The following is a 16,104-nucleotide window of genomic DNA, read 5'->3' on the forward strand; positions in this document are numbered from 1 at the left end:
GATAAGAATTTTCGGGAGTTGCTTATTTTAAATACCGAAGAAGTTAAAAAAGCGACTGAAGAGACAATGTTATCAAAAGATGCAATGGATTTTTGGATTAAAACATTCGAAGACCCGAAATTTAAAGAAACATTTGCAAAAAGTATGCAGGATCAGCAGGAAGATTTAATGAAAAACCTACTGAATGACGCGAGTTACCAAGAATCTCTAACGTCTTTCTTCGGTCAGCCGGATATGCAAAAGCAGCTTGAAAGCATCATGAAAGGTGCTGTTATGCGAAAAGAGCTGGAGAAAATCGTAATGGAAACAATCGAAAATCCGCTTATGCAGACAAAATGGCAGGAGCTCATTAAGAAAAGCGGTGAAGCTTCATCCGAGAAGGGTTCCGGTTCTGGTTCGGGGTCTGAATCCGGATCTGGCTCAGGGAAGGATAGCGGTGGCGGTAAAGACAGCGGTGGAGGCTCATAAAAAAACAACCAGTCGTCTCATTGGGACAACTGGTTGTTTTTTTGTTATTTATTTAATTCTGAAATAATTTCTTCAGCAATTTGTAAATAGATTTTACCTGTTGGATGCGATTCTGCATATACAGAAGGTGCGAAGTCTTCCTCTGTCCAATCTGGTTGTCCTAACGGAATTTGACCAAGTAATTTTGTGCGCAGTTCATCAGCTAGCTTCGGACCGCCGCCTTGACCAAATACAAATTCTTTTTCGCCTGATTTGCTTTCATACCAAGCCATATTCTCAATAACACCTAGGATTTCATGATTTGTTTGTAATGCCATCGCACCTGCACGGGCTGCTACGAAAGCGGCTGTCGGGTGAGGTGTTGTCACAACAATCTCTTTTGAAGATGGCAGCATTTGGTGAATATCCAGTGCTACGTCTCCCGTTCCTGGTGGTAAATCCAATAGTAGATAGTCTAAATCGCCCCACTCGACATCACGGAAGAACTGGTCCAATACTTTACCAAGCATCGGTCCGCGCCAAACGATTGGTGCATTGTTTTCAACAAAGAATCCCATTGAGATAACTTTTACACCAAGACGTTCCACCGGGTAAATACGGTCATCTTTTACGACCGGCATTTCTGTTACACCCATCATGTCCGGTACAGAGAAACCATAAATATCAGCATCGATTAAACCGACTTTTTTGCCTAGGCGTGCTAGTGCAACTGCCATATTTACAGATACCGTCGATTTCCCTACTCCACCTTTACCTGAGGCGATTGAAATAAATTGTACGCTTGATAAAGGTGATAAAATATCTTGTGCTTCTGCTTCGGTCGCTTGTCCACGGAATGATTGCAGTACTTCTGCCGGTAGCTCTTCAAAACGAATCCCAACGGAAGCCGCGCCATTTTCTTTTAACACTTCAACAATTTTCATTTGAAGTGTCATTTGTTCAGGCGTATTAGTTTTTGCAATCGCAATACGAACACTAACATGCGCTTTTTCTGCTTTAATCGAAACGTTTGTTACACCTTTTGTTTCTGCTAGTGATTTATGTAAAAACGGATCTTGTAGTTCTCCTAATAGTTCTCGGACTTGTTCCTCATTTAACATATCAAACACTCCCCTGAATGAAATTACATTTGTTAGTATATCATAATCGATTCGTATTGTTATTACATGTTGCCTACTCGTATTTTACATGAATATAATTTTCAATTCCGCGTGCAATCGCAAATGCCATTTTTTCCTGATAGCTGTCATTTGCCAGTAAATCACGCTCTTCCTCATTACTTAAAAATCCTGTTTCTACTAATACAGCCGGTTTTTCAATTTTCTTTAATAAATAAACATTTTTAATCGACAGTGCTTCGCGGTCCGTATTTTCCATCGTCTCTCGAATTGATTGTTGTACAGCCTGTGCGAGTGCCTGGCTTTTCTCGTGTCCAGTGTGATGGTAAAACACTTGCGCCCCTCGCCATTTACTATTTGGGATTGCATTTGCGTGAATCGTAACGAATAGATCCGGTTCATGTGAGTCCACTAACGTTTCACGTAAAAAAATGTCCTGCTTTTTACGCTCACGAAGTGTTGGAAATGTTTCACTTGGTGCATGTTCACTTAATACATCTCCATCCGTTGAACGTGTTAATACTACTTCCGCACCTAAACGTGTTAATTGACGAGCTACTTTTTTTGTAATTGCCAGTGTCACGTCTTTTTCAATTACCTCTCCATTTGAAGCACCACCATCAATTCCTCCATGACCAGCATCTAACACAATTTTTACCCCACCTAATGGCTCGGGTAAAAAAAATCGCCGGTCGGATGCGTTCGTTTCATATACAACGACAAGCATCGAACAAAAAATTACGAATATGAGTGCAAGCCAACGTTTCAAAAAAAACACCGTCCTTTTTGCCTACTATACGCAAAAGGACGGCGGAATATTCACCTTATCATTGAGACTGGAGCTGACGTTGTAATGTTGCATAAAAACCTTGTTCCTTCATTAAAGAATCATGATTTCCTTGTTCTAAAATTTGACCGTCCTTAATGACGAGGATCTGATCCGCATTTTCAATTGTTTTAAGACGGTGTGCAATGACAAAGCTTGTTCGCCCTTCCATCAAATTGTTCAAGCCTTTCTGAATATGCACTTCTGTCATCGTATCAACACTTGAAGTTGCTTCATCTAAAATTAAGATATCGGGATCCTCTAGAATTGCACGGGCAATCGCTATAAGCTGACGCTGCCCCTGACTTAAATTTAAGCCTCCGCTTGTCAGTACAGTATCGTACTGTTCAGGCAAATACTTTATAAAATTATGTGCATATGCAATTTTTGCTGCTTGTTCAACTTCATCATCTGTTGCATGGAGCTTACCGAAACGGATATTTTCACGCACCGTTCCTGAAAACAAATACGTATCCTGCAGAACGACACCGACATGGTCGCGCACATTCGTCATTTTGTAATGTTCAATTGGTTCGCCGTCCAATAAAATCCGGCCCCCTGTCGCATCATAAAATCGGGTTAATAGCTGAATGATTGTCGTCTTCCCTGAACCAGTAGGACCAACAATGGCAACTGTCTCTCCTGCTTTCGCTTCAAAATTAATTCCGTGTAATACAGGCTTGCCCGTTTCATAGGCAAATTGAACATTTTCGAACTTTACATCACCACTAAACTGTTCTTTCTCTTTTGCATTTTCAATGTCCGCTACTTCTTTTGTTTCATCTAACACTTCAAATACACGTTCGGAACCCGCAATGGCCGATTGGAACGTATTGAGAAGGTTCGATAGCTGGTTGATCGGCCGGAAAAACTGTCGGGTGTACGTAACGAATGATGCGATTACACCGATTGTCAGTCCGCTTGTTACAGCCATGATTGCACCTGCACCTATTACAAGACTTAAGCCTAAGTTGTTCATAAAGTTATTGATTGGACCCATGAAGCCAGAGATAATATCGGCTCGCATCGCTGAACCGCGCAATCGCTCATTGGCTTCTTTGAACTCAGCAAGCGTTGATTTTTCCTGACCGAAAAGCGTAATAATATCCGCGTTCGAAATGGTTTCTTCAATATAACCATTTAAATTGCCCAGATCCCGTTGACGTGCCTTGTAGTTCACGCTGCTTCGTTTAATAATCTGCTTTGTCGCATAAACGATGAGTGGAATAATAATGAGCGTTACTAGTGCTAATCGCCAATCTAAATAAAAGAGTGCAAAGGCCGTCCCGACAATCGTTAAAAAACTTGAAACAATTTGTATGACACTTTGGGACAATGCCGCATTTAAATTTTCGATATCATTGGTCATCCGGCTCATTAAATCGCCCTGCTGTTTTTTATCGTAAAATGCGAGCGGCAGTGACTGGTACTGCTCAAACAGGTGTTGACGCAACCGGCGAATGGTCTTCTGTGAAACACGAATCATGACAAATGTTTGAAGCCAAGTGAGTACGGACGATGCGATATAGACCCCTGCCAAAATAAGTGCCATGCGAATCGCCCCCGGCACATCGAGCTTCACAATATAATCATCAATCGTTTTCCCGATTAGAAATGGACCGACTAAACTTAACAGTGTACTAATAATAACGAAAATGACGACACTGATCAGCTCTACCTTTTGAACACGTAAATAGCTCCAAATCCGAAGCAGTGTTTCCTTTTGATTTTTTGGCTTCACAACTGGACCTGTAAAGCGCCCACCTGGATGCCTCATAGGTACAGGCGGTTCCCCTTGTTGTTTATTCACTTAAGGTCACCCCTTTTTCTGCCTGTGTTTTTGCCATTTCTTGATACAATATACTTTCCTGCAATAGTTGCTCATGTGTTCCTTGTGCAGCAATTTTCCCGTCGTCCATTACAAGTATTTGATCAGCATGGCGAATAGAAGAGATTTTAGACGAAACAATCACTTTTGTAGCATCACTGAACTGCTCTTCAATCGCACGTTGAATTGTTTTTTCAGAAATACTGTCAACCGCACTTGTCACATCATCCAAAACTAAAATACTCGGTTTCCGGATAAAGGACCTCGCCATTGCCAAACGCTGCTTTTGCCCACCGGACAAGTTTGTCGCCCCTTGTGTGAGCAAATGTTCTGTCGCTGCATCCAGTTTGTCGACAAATTCCTTTGCGTTTGCCGACTGTAATGCCTGTACAATGTCCTCTGACGTTGCATCGGATTTACCGTAGCGCAAGTTGTCGGCAATCGTTTTTGAGAACAATGTCGCTTTTTGCGGGGAAAAACCGATTGACTGGCGTAAAAGTTCCAATGAATAGCTGCCAATTGGCACTCCGTCTATTTTTACGCTGCCACTGTCAGGATCAAACAGGCGTGGAATCATTTTAACTAATGTCGATTTCCCGCTTCCTGTCATTCCGATAATGCCGACTGTTTCTCCCGCATTCACGTGGAAGCTAATATTTTTCAATACGGATTCTGTTTCTTTTAAATAGGAGAAGCTTACATTTTCGAAACTAATACTTCCCTTAATTTCTTTTATCTCTGGTTTTAAAGGGCTCGTTAAGTCTGTTTTCTCTTCCAGCACTTCTACAATTCGCCCAGCGCTTGGTATTGCACGTGCCAGCTGTACAAGTACCATTGATGAACTCATCAGCCCCTGCATGACCATCATTAAATAGTTGATAAAGGCAAGTATAACCCCTACTTGCAACGTGTTGTTATCCACTTTGATCGCACCCATCCACAGTGCTGCTACAATACCTAAGTTCACGACAAACATTGTAAGGGGTGCCAGTACGCCTATAATTTGATCGGCTGCCATACTGCGTTTCATCAGCTGTGTATTCACTTCGGTAAACTGTTCAATTTGATGATTTTTCCTGTTGTATGCCTTAATGACACGAATACCAGCCAAGTTTTCTTGAACTTTTGTGTTTACCATATCGACAACCTTCTGCACTTTATGAAAAAGCTTTCCTGAAAGTGCCGTAAAATAATACATGCAAAATGCCAAAATCGGAACCACGACCAATAAAATCGGAAATAGCTCTCGCGCTGTAATAAAAACAATGACAATGGCCCCGATAAACATCATTGGTCCACGGACAAATACTTTCAATAACATCGTCAATGCCCGCTGTAGCATTTCCATATCACTCGTTAAATTTGTAACAAGCTTTCCGAGCGTAAATTTATCTTTACTGCTATTTGAAAAATACGTAATCGTTTCATATAAATCTTGCCGTAGATCGGTTGAAAAGTTTACGGCCGTCCGTGATGCATAAATGGAACACCCTATCCCGCCAATTAAACCGATTACGGATGTCGCTATCATTAAGCCAAACATTTTCACAATATATGACGTATCAGTTTGAGCGATCCCATCATCAATAATATGCTGTAATATTGTAGGTTGCAGCAAATCCATACTTACCTCTATAACCATCATTACAGGAGCGATGATCGCAAATAATATATATGGCTTAATATATTTTGAGAGTTTCCATACTGCTTGCATTAAACAAGTTCACTTCCTTATGTTGTGAAAAATTATTCCTCTTCTGTTGCTTGTGCTTCTTCCAACAATTCATTCAGCTGAAACAAGCCGACAAAATCATTCATAATTGCTTCAGTTGCTTTCAATTCCCCTGCAATAACAGGATGAATTGATTTCAATTCTGAAGACTCCAGTTGTTGTTTCAATGTTGAGCGCTTCATTTCGAGTTGACGATAAAACTCCAATGCACGCCCGCGCCGGAATGTTTGTGCACCCTTAGAACGGCGACTACCGTGTTCTCCTTCGCCTCGATGTCTCCCTCTGGTTTCAGACCTCATATTTTTAACCCCATCCTTTTTGAATACTATTGTATACTAATGTATACAAAAATACTACTCCTGCTAAAGTATTTAGGGAGAGTAATTTATTCAAATCCTTTTATTTTGTTTGTTCATTAAAAATCGTTACTATAAAAAAAAAAGATTCATTAAAGGAGTACATCATGAAAAACGTGACGAGCGATATTATCCAATTTAGAGGATCCCATTATGAGTTCGGTGTATATCAGGGAGAGCTCTTAAAAAATTCGCCTCTTTTTTATAATAGAGAAAAGCTTTATAAACAATTGGATGATAGGTTTTCTATAGATAAAATATATGTTAAGCAACTTTTAGCCCGGTTCGGTCCAGGAATTGAAGAGGAAATAGAAGGTCTTGCTCATGCACTTGGTTATAAGGAAGAACAGGCTTTACTGCATTATGGAGGCTATTATGCAGCACATAAAAAAAGCGGCTGCTCTATTACGACAAGGCCGTCTTATATGATCCGCAACTATGACAATGACCCCGAAAGCTATGATGGGCGTTTTGTGTTATATGAACCAACTGACGGTGGCTATGCGACACTCGGACCTTCCATGCAAATTACAGGACGGATGGATGGGATGAATGAAAAAGGACTCGTCGTCGGTTATAACTTTGTAAATACGAAAAACAGGGCGGATGGCTTTGTATGCAATATGATCGGGCGTCTGTTACTGGAGCGTTGCGCAACTGTTGAAGAGGGGATTTCATTACTAAAAAATATTCCCCATAAACATTCATTTAATTATGTATTACTAGATGCGGAGCAAACGATGGCGGCAGTAGAAGCATCTCCGCGCAATGTAGCTGTTCGGGACGCAACAGCCTGCACGAATCACTTTAAAGTTCTGACAGAAGAAAACCGTTACCGAACAGAGGATTCATTAGCGCGCGAACATATTATTTCGAATGCCCAAGCAACACCACTTACTTTTGAAAATGCGTTCAAATTAATGAATGGTATCGAAAATGGGGTCTTTGCGACAAAATACGGAGCATGGGATGGTACACTCCATACGGTTGGCTATGTACCAACTGAAGGTAAATGTACTATTGCTTTAGGTGGAGATGCATTGCCTATAGTTATCGATTTTAAATCGTGGCTAAGCGGAACTTATTTGCCTCTTTCGAAGATTAAAGGAAAACTTCATGCGACAAATGGCTTTGCGAATGAATAAAGAAAAAACCCTTTCTCGGAAAAATTCCAAGAAAGGGTTTTGTAATTTCGCAAAATAGTAATCGTAAAGATTAACGTTTTGAGAACTGAGGTGCACGACGAGCGCCGCGTAGACCTGGTTTTTTACGTTCTTTCATACGTGAATCACGAGTTAATAGACCCGCTGATTTTAAAGCTGGGCGGAAGTCTGGATCAACTTGTAATAATGCACGTGCGATACCGTGACGGATTGCTCCAGCTTGACCTGTGAATCCACCACCGTTTACGTTAACGTGAACGTCATATGAACCTTTAGTTTCTGTAGCTACTAATGGTTGGTTGATAATTAAGTGTAAAGTTTCGTATGGTAGGTAATCTGCAACATCACGGTTGTTGATTACTACTTTACCTTCGCCTGGTACTAAACGTACGCGAGCAGTTGAGCTTTTACGGCGACCTGTGCCGATGTATTGTACTTGTGCCAAAGTTATTTCCTCCTATTATAGTTTATTGATTAACCACGTAACTCGTAAGCTTCTGGTTTTTGTGCAGCATGTGGATGTTCAGAACCAGTGTAAACGTTCAATTTAGAGAACATTTGACGACCTAAAGAGTTCTTTGGAAGCATACCTTTAATTGCTAACTCAAGCATTTGAGTTGGGTATTTTTCCTTCATTTCACCAGCTGTACGTTGTTTTAAACCACCAGCGAACTGAGTGTGACGGTAGTAAATTTTCTTTTGTAATTTGTTACCTGTTAACTCAATTTTATCAGCGTTGATGATGATCACATGATCTCCTGTATCAACGTTTGGTGTGAAAGTTGGTTTATGTTTACCGCGTAAGATAGAAGCTACTTCAGAAGCTAAACGACCTAACGTTTGGCCTTCTGCGTCAACTACTAACCATTTACGTTCTACTTCTTGACCTTTAGCCATGAAAGTTGTGCGCATGTTTGTATCCTCCTAATCGATATGAATTACCGTTATTTTTCATTATATACACTTTATAAGTTTCGGGGCTTATTATTGTGGTGGTAATGAAAATACCATACATCATCATATACTGGATCGCGTTTAAAGTCAAGATATTTAATTGAACACCTGGAGAGGTTGTTAACCCTTTTCACAAGCCGATTTCTCTAGGATTTTATAGAGAAAAGGAAAACTTTTTCAAAAAAAAATCACAAATCTTGATAAAAAACTTGTTCTAAATATAGACCATGTGCTGGTGCTGTTTTACCTGCTTGTGCACGGTCCATCGAAGCAATCGTCTTTTCTAATGAAGAAGCTTCTCTTCGTCCAATGCCAACTTCCCATAATGTACCTGCAATAATCCGCACCATATTATATAAAAAGCCGTTGCCGCTAATTGTCATATGCAGCTCTTCCCCTTGCCAGACAAGTTCCAGCGTTTCAACCGTACGTACTTTGTCTACAACACTCGTATTCGCCGCGCAGAAACAGCTGAAGTCATGTGTCCCGACAATTGCTTTTGCGGCTTCACGCATTGCTTCTACATTCGGCTTTACTCCACCTGTCTCGACTGTATAGTGTCTTCTAAACGGGCTTTGAACAGTGCTGCAATCCCAAATATATCGGTAACGCTTGCCTGATACATCATAGCGGGCATGAAAGTCTTCCTTTACTTGCTCCATGTGGAGTACACGAATATCACGCGGCAATTGGACATTTAATGCCTTTTGAAATTTCTCGGGCGGAATCTCAAGAGCTGTATCAAAATGTATAACCTGACCCGTTGCATGGACACGCGCATCTGTACGGCCGCTTGCTGTAATTTTAACTTGTGTCCCTTTTTGCATTGTTGTTAATACTTTTTCGATTTCCAGCTGTACTGTACGTTCACCCGGCTGCACCTGATAGCCGGCAAAGCCGGTACCGTCATAGCTAATCGTTGTTTTTAATCTCACCATATCTTTACTCCTCTAACTGCGCAGCATCCATAACAGGACGCCCAATAATACAAGTACAACTAAAATAGCCGTATCTCTAACCATCCACTTTAGCTGACGGTATTTCGTACGCCCTTCTCCCCCACGGTAGCCGCGCACTTCCATTGCAGTCGCTAAATCTTCCGCTCGTTTAAATGCACTGACAAAGAGCGGTACTAACAATGGCACGACCGCCTTTAGACGATCTTTAATAGGTCCTGCACTTAAATCTGAACCACGAGCCATCTGTGCTTTCATAATTTTATCTGTCTCATCCATTAATGTTGGAATGAAACGTAAAGAAATCGACATCATTAGTGCAAGCTCATGAACAGGCAGCTTTACCTTTTTAAACGGATCGAGAAGTACTTCCAGACCGTCCGTAATTGAAATAGGAGAAGTCGTTAACGTTAAGATCGATGTCATAAATACTAGCATTAAAAAGCGCATTGATATGAACATCCCTTGTCGTAAGCCTTCTTCGTATATTTTTATAAAGCCAAGATCAACTAATACAGGTCCTTCCCTCGTCATAAACAAATGCAAAATCAAAGTGAAGAGCATTAAGAATATGACAGGTTTTAAGCCGTTGATTAAAAAATAAAGGCGTATTCTCGACAGTAAAATAACGAGTAATGTAAACGCCAAAAGCAGCGCATAGGTTACCACATTATTGGCAAAAAAGACTACGATAATAAATGCAAAAACAAAAAGCAGCTTTGAACGCGGATCGAGCTTATGCACAAATGAATTTCCTGGTATATAGCGCCCAAAAATCATTTTTTCCATCATTGCTGTTCACGCCCCTTTGGAATGGCCTGTCCTATTTCTACGGCAAGCTCTTCTTCAGTTAAGCATACTTTTTCTAACGTTTTACCCATCATCTTCTCTACCTGATGCTGAAAACGAACAATACGTGGCGGCTCCAGACGGAATTGGGCAAGCGTTTGCCGATCGCTGAAAATCGTACGCGGATCTCCAGTTAACACACACCGTCCTTCATGCATAATTGCAACCGAATCCGCATAACGTGCTGCATCTTCCATACTATGTGTTACAAGTATCGTTGTTAAACCGCGCTCTTTATGTAGCGTATAAAATAAGTCCATAATTTCCTTTTGACCACGTGGATCAAGACCCGCTGTTGGCTCATCCAACACAATCACTTCAGGATCCATTGCCAGTACACCCGCAATGGCAACACGGCGCATCTGTCCACCTGATAGGTCAAATGGGGATTTGTCCAATATTTCTTCCGGTAACCCTACTAACGAAATCAGCTCACGGGCACGTTTTTCCGCTTCTTCTTCAGACACCCCAAAATTCATCGGACCAAACATAATATCCTTTAATACGGTTTCCTCAAAAAGTTGGTGCTCAGGAAACTGGAACACGATGCCTACTTTTTGACGTACTGTTTTTAAGTCTTTTGCCTTTTTTCCGGCTTCAATGATTCGGTCCCCGATTTTCACTGTACCGCTCGAAGGTTTTAATAATCCATTAAAGTGAAGGAGGATTGTTGATTTCCCAGAACCTGTATGTCCGATAATCGCCTGAAATGTTCCACTTTTAATTGTTAAGTCAACCTCATGTAAAGCTTGCTTTTCAAATGGAGTGCCTTTTGCATAGGCATAGCTTACTTGTTGAAGTTGGATGTCCATAAGTCATTCACCAGCTCTTCTTCTGTCATATGTTGTCCTACAAGTTGTACACCTTGTGCTTGCAACAGCTTCGTCATTTTCATCGCAAACGGCATATCCAAACCAAACTGTACGAGATCATCACCTAAAGCAAAAATCTCTTCCGGCGTTCCCTCAGCGTATTTTTTGCCGGCATTCATAAAAATAATGCGATCGGCCAACAATGCTTCTTCGAGATCATGAGTTATCGCGAGTACCGTAAGATCAATTTCTTTACGCAATGCTTCCACGATTGTTAACACTTCTTCACGGCCTTGAGGATCCAGCATCGATGTCGCTTCATCCAATATTAATATTTGCGGATGCATCGCTAGTGCCCCTGCAATGGCAACACGCTGCTTTTGTCCGCCAGATAAATGATGAGGCTCGTGGTTGATAAAGTCTTCCATTTTTACTTGTCTCAGTGCATTGTGCACACGTTTAACCATTTCTTCATGCGGAACACCGTTGTTTTCCAACGAGAAAGCTACATCATCCTGCACAGTAGCCCCTACAAACTGATTGTCCGGATTTTGAAAGACAATACCAATCTGCGAACGAATATCCCATATATTTTCTTCTGTGAGGATTTCACGTTTAATCCGGATTTCCCCTTGCTGTGGCATTAGTAAGCCACTCATCAATTTAGCCATTGTCGATTTTCCGGAGCCATTATGGCCGACAATCGTAATCCATTCCCCTTTATTGATTGTAAAAGAAACATCCTCTACTGCATTGCGTGTATGAGGCTCTTCCGGTGTATAGGAGTAGGTTACTTGATTAAATGATAAAATTTCACTCATGCGCAGCTACTCTCCCCTCTGCTTCGCTATTGTATGACATATTAGTAGTCAGTTTAAATTTCCCAGGAAATGATACCTATATAAAAATAAAGCACGTTTTCAAACAAGTTTTGCGCGAACGGCCACCTATCTAAACGTACTTTATGTTTGCATATGTATTGGGAATTTAGGGGCTCAACCCTTCATTCCATAAATAAAAAAGCGCGCACCTCATTCAGAGAAATGCGCTTGTCGTTACATTTACAAAATTCGCGGGTGCTCAAGCCCGAGAATTCGTTGAATGAGGTGCGGAGAGCTAAACGAGACGCCAGTATTTACTACCCCGCTCATCATAACGCTCAGCTTAATTATGTCGTATAAATCAATTTTGTTTATATAAAAAAGGGGTGCGGGTTCAACCGGTGAACCGGACACCCCTTTTCCACCTGTATGTTATTAAGAATTAAACTAATTCGATAACTACTACTGGTGCGCCGTCTCCACGACGAGGACCTACTTTAAGAATACGAGTGTAACCACCTTGACGCTCCGCATAACGAGGTGCGATATCGTCAAATAATTTTTGAAGTGCAAAAACAGTTTTTTCTTCTTCGCCTTCTCCAACTGTTACTAGCTCACGACGGATGAATGCTGCTGCCTGACGACGAGCATGTAAATCTCCGCGTTTACCTAAAGTAATCATTTTCTCAACAGCTTTACGAGTTTCTTTAGCGCGCGCTTCAGTAGTTTCGATGCGCTCGTTGATGATTAAATCAGTAGCTAAGTCGCGTAATAATGCTTTACGTTGAGAACTTGTACGACCAAGTTTTCTGTAACCCATGGACGTTTCCCTCCTTTTAAATATATCTGATCTAGCTAAATTTTATAATTTTTCGCTTAGTCTTCTTTACGCAATCCTAAACCAAGCTCTTCTAACTTATGCTTAACTTCTTCAAGAGACTTACGACCAAGATTACGTACTTTCATCATATCGTCTTCTGACTTGTTAGCTAATTCTAGTACCGTATTGATACCAGCACGCTTCAAGCAGTTGTAAGAACGAACAGAAAGATCAAGTTCTTCGATAGTCATCTCTAATACTTTTTCTTTTTGGTCTTCTTCTTTTTCGACCATGATTTCAGCAGTCTGTGCCTCGTTCGTCATGCCAACGAAGATATTTAAGTGTTCAGTTAAAATTTTCGCTCCAAGTGAAATCGCCTCTTTAGGACCGATGCTTCCATCTGTCCATACATCAAGTGATAACTTGTCGTAGTCAGAATTTTGTCCAACACGAGTGTTCTCTACTTGGAAGTTGACGCGTGAAACTGGAGTGTAAATAGAGTCGATCGGGATCACGCCGATAGGAAGATCCTCACGTTTGTTTTGATCAGCAGGAGTATAACCACGGCCACGTTGTGCGTACATACGCATACGTAAATGACCGTTCTTAGCGATTGTTGCGATATATAGATCTGGGTTTAAAATTTCTACATCACTGTCATGTGTAATGTCAGCTGCAGTAACCGTTCCGTCACCTTTTACATCAATCTCAATAACTTTTTCTTCGTCAGAGTAGATTTTTAAAGCTAGCTTTTTCACGTTTAAGATAATCGAAGCGACATCTTCTACAACGCCTTCTACAGTTGAGAATTCGTGTAATACGCCGTCAATTTGAATTGACGTAACAGCAGCTCCAGGTAATGAAGACAGAAGGATACGACGTAGAGAATTCCCCAAAGTATTACCATAACCGCGTTCAAGCGGTTCTACAACAAACTTGCCGTATTTGGCATCTTCGCTAATCTCCACTGTTTCAATCTTCGGTTTTTCAATTTCGATCATTCCAATTTACCCTCCTTCAAAACATCTAATGTATAGGTTCTTATCATCAAGTTGTTAATCTGAGTTAGACTATAAAATGCACAAGACTTTTGTACAAAGTAACATGATGTACGTAGAAGTAATTATACTTCTAAGCTGCACCCATTACACACGACGACGTTTTGGCGGACGGCAACCGTTATGAGGAACTGGAGTAACGTCTTTAATAGCAGTTACTTCTAATCCAGCAGCTTGAAGTGCACGTACTGCAGCTTCACGACCTGAACCAGGACCTTTAACTGTTACTTCAATGTTTTTTAAACCATGTTCCATTGAAGTTTTTGCAGCTGTTTCAGCAGCCATTTGAGCTGCGAATGGAGTTGATTTACGTGAACCACGGAAACCTAAAGCACCAGCTGAAGACCAAGATAATGCGTTACCTTGCATATCAGTGATCGTTACGATTGTATTGTTGAATGTAGAACGGATGTGAGCAACACCAGATTCGATGTTCTTTTTCACACGACGTTTACGAGTTTGTTGTTTACGAGCCATGTTAAGAAGGAACCTCCTTTACTTAATTATTTTTTCTTGTTCGCTACAGTCTTACGTGGACCTTTACGCGTACGCGCATTGTTTTTTGTATTTTGACCACGAACAGGTAAACCACGACGGTGACGGATACCACGGTTTGAAGCAATTTCCATTAAACGTTTGATGTTTAAAGAAACTTCACGACGTAAGTCACCTTCAGTTTTGTATGAATCTAATTGTTCACGAATTTGGTTTAATTGATCTTCTGTTAAGTCTTTAACGCGAGTATTTTCGTCAATACCTGCACCTGCTAATACTTTTTGAGAAGTAGTTTTACCAATACCGTAAATGTATGTTAATGAAATTACAACGCGTTTGTCGCGAGGAATATCAACACCAGCAATACGTGCCATTCGTTAGTGCACCTCCTTGATTAATTATCCTTGTTTTTGTTTGTGTTTAGGATTTTCACAGATTACCATTACTTTACCGCGTCGGCGAATTACTTTACATTTTTCGCAGATCGGTTTCACAGATGGTCTCACTTTCATCTAACCTAACCTCCTTAATAGTCCGGAGTGCAAAAGATTATTTAAAACGGTATGTGATACGACCGCGAGTTAAATCATAAGGAGATAACTCAATAGTAACCTTATCTCCAGGTAGGATACGGATAAAGTGCATACGGATCTTTCCAGATACGTGTGCAAGCACAGTGTGCCCATTTTCTAATTCTACCTTAAACATCGCGTTTGGCAAAGTCTCAAGAACTGTCCCTTCGACTTCAATTACATCGTCTTTCGCCATCTTCTCGACTCCCTTCTATATGCTTATATCAAAAAACTCATGCGAGCTCTTGCAACTGTTTCTCCTAATTAAGAAGCAACTCGTTTCAACATATGGTTTGGATTGCATGAGAGATGTAGAATAAGACGCTCGTCTGGTTTCGCTTCACACAATCCATGGAAACAGTATCCTATAAGGAACCGCATCCTTATGTTAACACGATAGCCGGAATGTCTTGATGAGAGATTCATACCCGTTACACAGATGCTTCCACGAAACCCATTATACGTTACAAAGATGTCATCACACTATTTAAGTGCTCAACCTTTATAGTATATACCGGGCACAATATGCTTTTGCAACTCTCAAAAAATTATGTTTCGTTGTTGCCTCCGCATGACTACCGCGGAAGCTGTCTAGCGCCCGGACGGATATCAGCTGCGGCTGCCCTGCAATAGAGCATCAAGATCAGCAAATACTTTTGAAATTTCTTGCTGTCCATTAATATTTGTAAGTACTCCCTTTGCTTTATAGAAATCAAGTAAAGGTTGTGCTTGGTTCATATTTACTTCCAGACGGTTTGTAACAGTTTCAGGATTATCATCTGCACGCGTGTACAACTCGCCGCCATCTTTATCACAAATGCCATCCACTTTTGGAGGATTAAACACTAAATGATATGATGTACCACAAGTCTTACAAATACGACGACCACTTAAACGTGCGATTAATTCTTCTTTTTCAACTTGAACATTAATTGTATGCTCAACTGGGCGTCCCAATTCTTCAAGGATGCTGTCTAAAGCTTCAGCTTGAGGAACTGTACGCGGGAATCCGTCTAATAAGAAACCTTTTTCGCAGTCTGGTTGTGAAAGACGTTCACGAACAATACCAATCGTTACTTCATCAGGTACTAATGCACCTTGATCCATAAACGCTTTGGCCTGTAAACCTAATTCTGTACCTTCTTTAATAGCGGCACGGAACATATCGCCTGTAGAAATATGAGGGATTGCGTACTTCTCAACAATTTTGTCAGCCTGAGTACCTTTACCGGCTCCTGGAAGACCCATTAAAACGATATTCATACGTAATACTCCC

Annotated in this window: 20 protein-coding genes (1 of these 20 only partly in view); 2 read left to right on the forward strand and 18 right to left on the reverse strand. The window is 40.9% G+C overall.

Going from position 1 to position 16,104, the window contains the following annotated elements; all coding sequences use genetic code 11:
* Positions 1–468, forward strand: partial view of a spore germination lipoprotein GerD gene (gene gerD, locus MHB58_RS19420; protein ID WP_014822427.1) — the 3' portion only. Its footprint begins 156 nt before the window's first position; the window shows 468 of its 624 coding nt (coding positions 157–624); the start codon falls outside the window, past its left edge; it ends in the stop codon at positions 466–468.
* A gap of 44 nt (positions 469–512) precedes the next feature.
* Here the strand turns inward: gerD and MHB58_RS19425 are convergent, their stop codons facing one another.
* The 5 genes from MHB58_RS19425 to MHB58_RS19445 form a co-directional block, all read right to left on the reverse strand.
* Positions 513–1,568 (reverse strand): P-loop NTPase, encoded by a 1,056-nt coding sequence (locus tag MHB58_RS19425; RefSeq protein ID WP_008406699.1) that lies wholly within the window; start codon positions 1,566–1,568, stop codon positions 513–515.
* A gap of 73 nt (positions 1,569–1,641) precedes the next feature.
* On the reverse strand, positions 1,642–2,355 hold the full coding sequence (locus tag MHB58_RS19430) for an N-acetylmuramoyl-L-alanine amidase (RefSeq protein WP_014822426.1): 714 nt from the start codon (positions 2,353–2,355) through the stop codon (positions 1,642–1,644).
* 58 nt (positions 2,356–2,413) lie between these two features.
* Positions 2,414–4,222: an ABC transporter ATP-binding protein gene (locus tag MHB58_RS19435; protein ID WP_014822425.1), complete on the reverse strand. Its 1,809-nt coding sequence runs from the start codon at positions 4,220–4,222 to the stop codon at positions 2,414–2,416.
* Positions 4,215–5,954 (reverse strand): ABC transporter ATP-binding protein, encoded by a 1,740-nt coding sequence (locus MHB58_RS19440; RefSeq protein WP_014822424.1) that lies wholly within the window; start codon positions 5,952–5,954, stop codon positions 4,215–4,217. The genes MHB58_RS19435 and MHB58_RS19440 overlap by 8 nt, the downstream gene beginning before the upstream one ends.
* A gap of 32 nt (positions 5,955–5,986) precedes the next feature.
* A complete protein-coding gene (locus MHB58_RS19445) occupies positions 5,987–6,271 on the reverse strand; it encodes a hypothetical protein (RefSeq protein WP_008406705.1) in 285 nt (94 codons plus the stop codon).
* 164 nt (positions 6,272–6,435) lie between these two features.
* On the opposite strand from MHB58_RS19445, the gene MHB58_RS19450 reads away from it, so the two are divergent.
* Positions 6,436–7,473: a C45 family peptidase gene (locus tag MHB58_RS19450; protein ID WP_340735855.1), complete on the forward strand. Its 1,038-nt coding sequence runs from the start codon at positions 6,436–6,438 to the stop codon at positions 7,471–7,473.
* Positions 7,474–7,543: 70 nt separating this feature from the next.
* Here the strand turns inward: MHB58_RS19450 and rpsI are convergent, their stop codons facing one another.
* The 13 genes from rpsI to MHB58_RS19515 all read right to left on the reverse strand — a co-directional run bounded on the left by rpsI (position 7,544) and on the right by MHB58_RS19515 (position 16,091).
* Positions 7,544–7,936 carry a 30S ribosomal protein S9 gene (gene rpsI / locus MHB58_RS19455; RefSeq protein WP_008406708.1) on the reverse strand — a complete coding sequence of 131 codons (393 nt, stop codon included), beginning with the start codon at positions 7,934–7,936 and terminating at the stop codon, positions 7,544–7,546.
* Between the two features lie 29 nt (positions 7,937–7,965).
* Positions 7,966–8,403 (reverse strand): 50S ribosomal protein L13, encoded by a 438-nt coding sequence (gene rplM / locus MHB58_RS19460; RefSeq protein WP_008406709.1) that lies wholly within the window; start codon positions 8,401–8,403, stop codon positions 7,966–7,968.
* A gap of 230 nt (positions 8,404–8,633) precedes the next feature.
* Complete coding sequence (gene truA / locus MHB58_RS19465; protein ID WP_014822422.1) at positions 8,634–9,383, reverse strand: tRNA pseudouridine(38-40) synthase TruA; 750 nt, start codon at positions 9,381–9,383, stop codon at positions 8,634–8,636.
* 12 nt (positions 9,384–9,395) lie between these two features.
* Entirely contained in the window at positions 9,396–10,193 is a 798-nt protein-coding gene (locus MHB58_RS19470; RefSeq protein WP_014822421.1) for an energy-coupling factor transporter transmembrane component T family protein, read from the reverse strand.
* Positions 10,190–11,062, reverse strand: a complete 873-nt coding sequence (locus tag MHB58_RS19475; protein WP_008406712.1) for an energy-coupling factor ABC transporter ATP-binding protein — start codon at positions 11,060–11,062, stop codon at positions 10,190–10,192. The genes MHB58_RS19470 and MHB58_RS19475 overlap by 4 nt, the downstream gene beginning before the upstream one ends.
* Positions 11,038–11,883: an energy-coupling factor ABC transporter ATP-binding protein gene (locus MHB58_RS19480; protein WP_008406713.1), complete on the reverse strand. Its 846-nt coding sequence runs from the start codon at positions 11,881–11,883 to the stop codon at positions 11,038–11,040. Before MHB58_RS19480 ends, MHB58_RS19475 begins: the two co-directional genes overlap by 25 nt.
* A 442-nt stretch (positions 11,884–12,325) precedes the next feature.
* Positions 12,326–12,703: a 50S ribosomal protein L17 gene (gene rplQ, locus MHB58_RS19485; protein WP_008406715.1), complete on the reverse strand. Its 378-nt coding sequence runs from the start codon at positions 12,701–12,703 to the stop codon at positions 12,326–12,328.
* 56 nt (positions 12,704–12,759) lie between these two features.
* Positions 12,760–13,704, reverse strand: a complete 945-nt coding sequence (locus tag MHB58_RS19490) for a DNA-directed RNA polymerase subunit alpha (RefSeq protein WP_008406717.1) — start codon at positions 13,702–13,704, stop codon at positions 12,760–12,762.
* A 144-nt stretch (positions 13,705–13,848) separates the two neighbouring features.
* Entirely contained in the window at positions 13,849–14,238 is a 390-nt protein-coding gene (gene rpsK / locus MHB58_RS19495; RefSeq protein ID WP_008406718.1) for a 30S ribosomal protein S11, read from the reverse strand.
* Between the two features lie 26 nt (positions 14,239–14,264).
* Positions 14,265–14,630: a 30S ribosomal protein S13 gene (gene rpsM, locus MHB58_RS19500; protein WP_008406720.1), complete on the reverse strand. Its 366-nt coding sequence runs from the start codon at positions 14,628–14,630 to the stop codon at positions 14,265–14,267.
* Between the two features lie 24 nt (positions 14,631–14,654).
* Positions 14,655–14,768, reverse strand: coding sequence for a 50S ribosomal protein L36 (gene rpmJ / locus MHB58_RS19505; RefSeq protein WP_000868344.1), 114 nt, complete (start codon positions 14,766–14,768; stop codon positions 14,655–14,657).
* A gap of 37 nt (positions 14,769–14,805) precedes the next feature.
* Entirely contained in the window at positions 14,806–15,024 is a 219-nt protein-coding gene (gene infA, locus MHB58_RS19510) for a translation initiation factor IF-1 (protein WP_008406932.1), read from the reverse strand.
* Positions 15,025–15,437: 413 nt separating this feature from the next.
* Positions 15,438–16,091 (reverse strand): adenylate kinase, encoded by a 654-nt coding sequence (locus tag MHB58_RS19515; RefSeq protein ID WP_008406933.1) that lies wholly within the window; start codon positions 16,089–16,091, stop codon positions 15,438–15,440.
* Between the last annotated feature and the right edge of the window lie 13 nt (positions 16,092–16,104).

The organism is Solibacillus sp. FSL K6-1554, from assembly GCF_038005185.1.
In the GTDB taxonomy this organism is placed as follows: Bacteria; Bacillota; Bacilli; order Bacillales_A; family Planococcaceae; genus Solibacillus; species Solibacillus silvestris.

Bases quoted from the DNA above. Each gene is read 5' to 3' on its own strand.
- MHB58_RS19425 (WP_008406699.1), bottom strand. From the start codon at position 1,568: ATGTTAAATGAGGAACAAGTCCGAGAACTATTAGGAGAACTACAAGAT.
- MHB58_RS19440 (WP_014822424.1), bottom strand. From the start codon at position 5,954: ATGCAAGCAGTATGGAAACTCTCAAAATATATTAAGCCATATATATTA.
- MHB58_RS19445 (WP_008406705.1), bottom strand. From the start codon at position 6,271: ATGAGGTCTGAAACCAGAGGGAGACATCGAGGCGAAGGAGAACACGGT.
- MHB58_RS19450 (WP_340735855.1), top strand. From the start codon at position 6,436: ATGAAAAACGTGACGAGCGATATTATCCAATTTAGAGGATCCCATTAT.
- rplM (WP_008406709.1), bottom strand. From the start codon at position 8,403: ATGCGCACAACTTTCATGGCTAAAGGTCAAGAAGTAGAACGTAAATGG.
- truA (WP_014822422.1), bottom strand. From the start codon at position 9,383: ATGGTGAGATTAAAAACAACGATTAGCTATGACGGTACCGGCTTTGCC.
- MHB58_RS19470 (WP_014822421.1), bottom strand. From the start codon at position 10,193: ATGATGGAAAAAATGATTTTTGGGCGCTATATACCAGGAAATTCATTT.
- MHB58_RS19475 (WP_008406712.1), bottom strand. From the start codon at position 11,062: ATGGACATCCAACTTCAACAAGTAAGCTATGCCTATGCAAAAGGCACT.
- MHB58_RS19480 (WP_008406713.1), bottom strand. From the start codon at position 11,883: ATGAGTGAAATTTTATCATTTAATCAAGTAACCTACTCCTATACACCG.
- rplQ (WP_008406715.1), bottom strand. From the start codon at position 12,703: ATGGGTTACAGAAAACTTGGTCGTACAAGTTCTCAACGTAAAGCATTA.
- MHB58_RS19490 (WP_008406717.1), bottom strand. From the start codon at position 13,704: ATGATCGAAATTGAAAAACCGAAGATTGAAACAGTGGAGATTAGCGAA.
- rpsK (WP_008406718.1), bottom strand. From the start codon at position 14,238: ATGGCTCGTAAACAACAAACTCGTAAACGTCGTGTGAAAAAGAACATC.
- rpsM (WP_008406720.1), bottom strand. From the start codon at position 14,630: ATGGCACGTATTGCTGGTGTTGATATTCCTCGCGACAAACGCGTTGTA.
- rpmJ (WP_000868344.1), bottom strand. From the start codon at position 14,768: ATGAAAGTGAGACCATCTGTGAAACCGATCTGCGAAAAATGTAAAGTA.
- infA (WP_008406932.1), bottom strand. From the start codon at position 15,024: ATGGCGAAAGACGATGTAATTGAAGTCGAAGGGACAGTTCTTGAGACT.
- MHB58_RS19515 (WP_008406933.1), bottom strand. From the start codon at position 16,091: ATGAATATCGTTTTAATGGGTCTTCCAGGAGCCGGTAAAGGTACTCAG.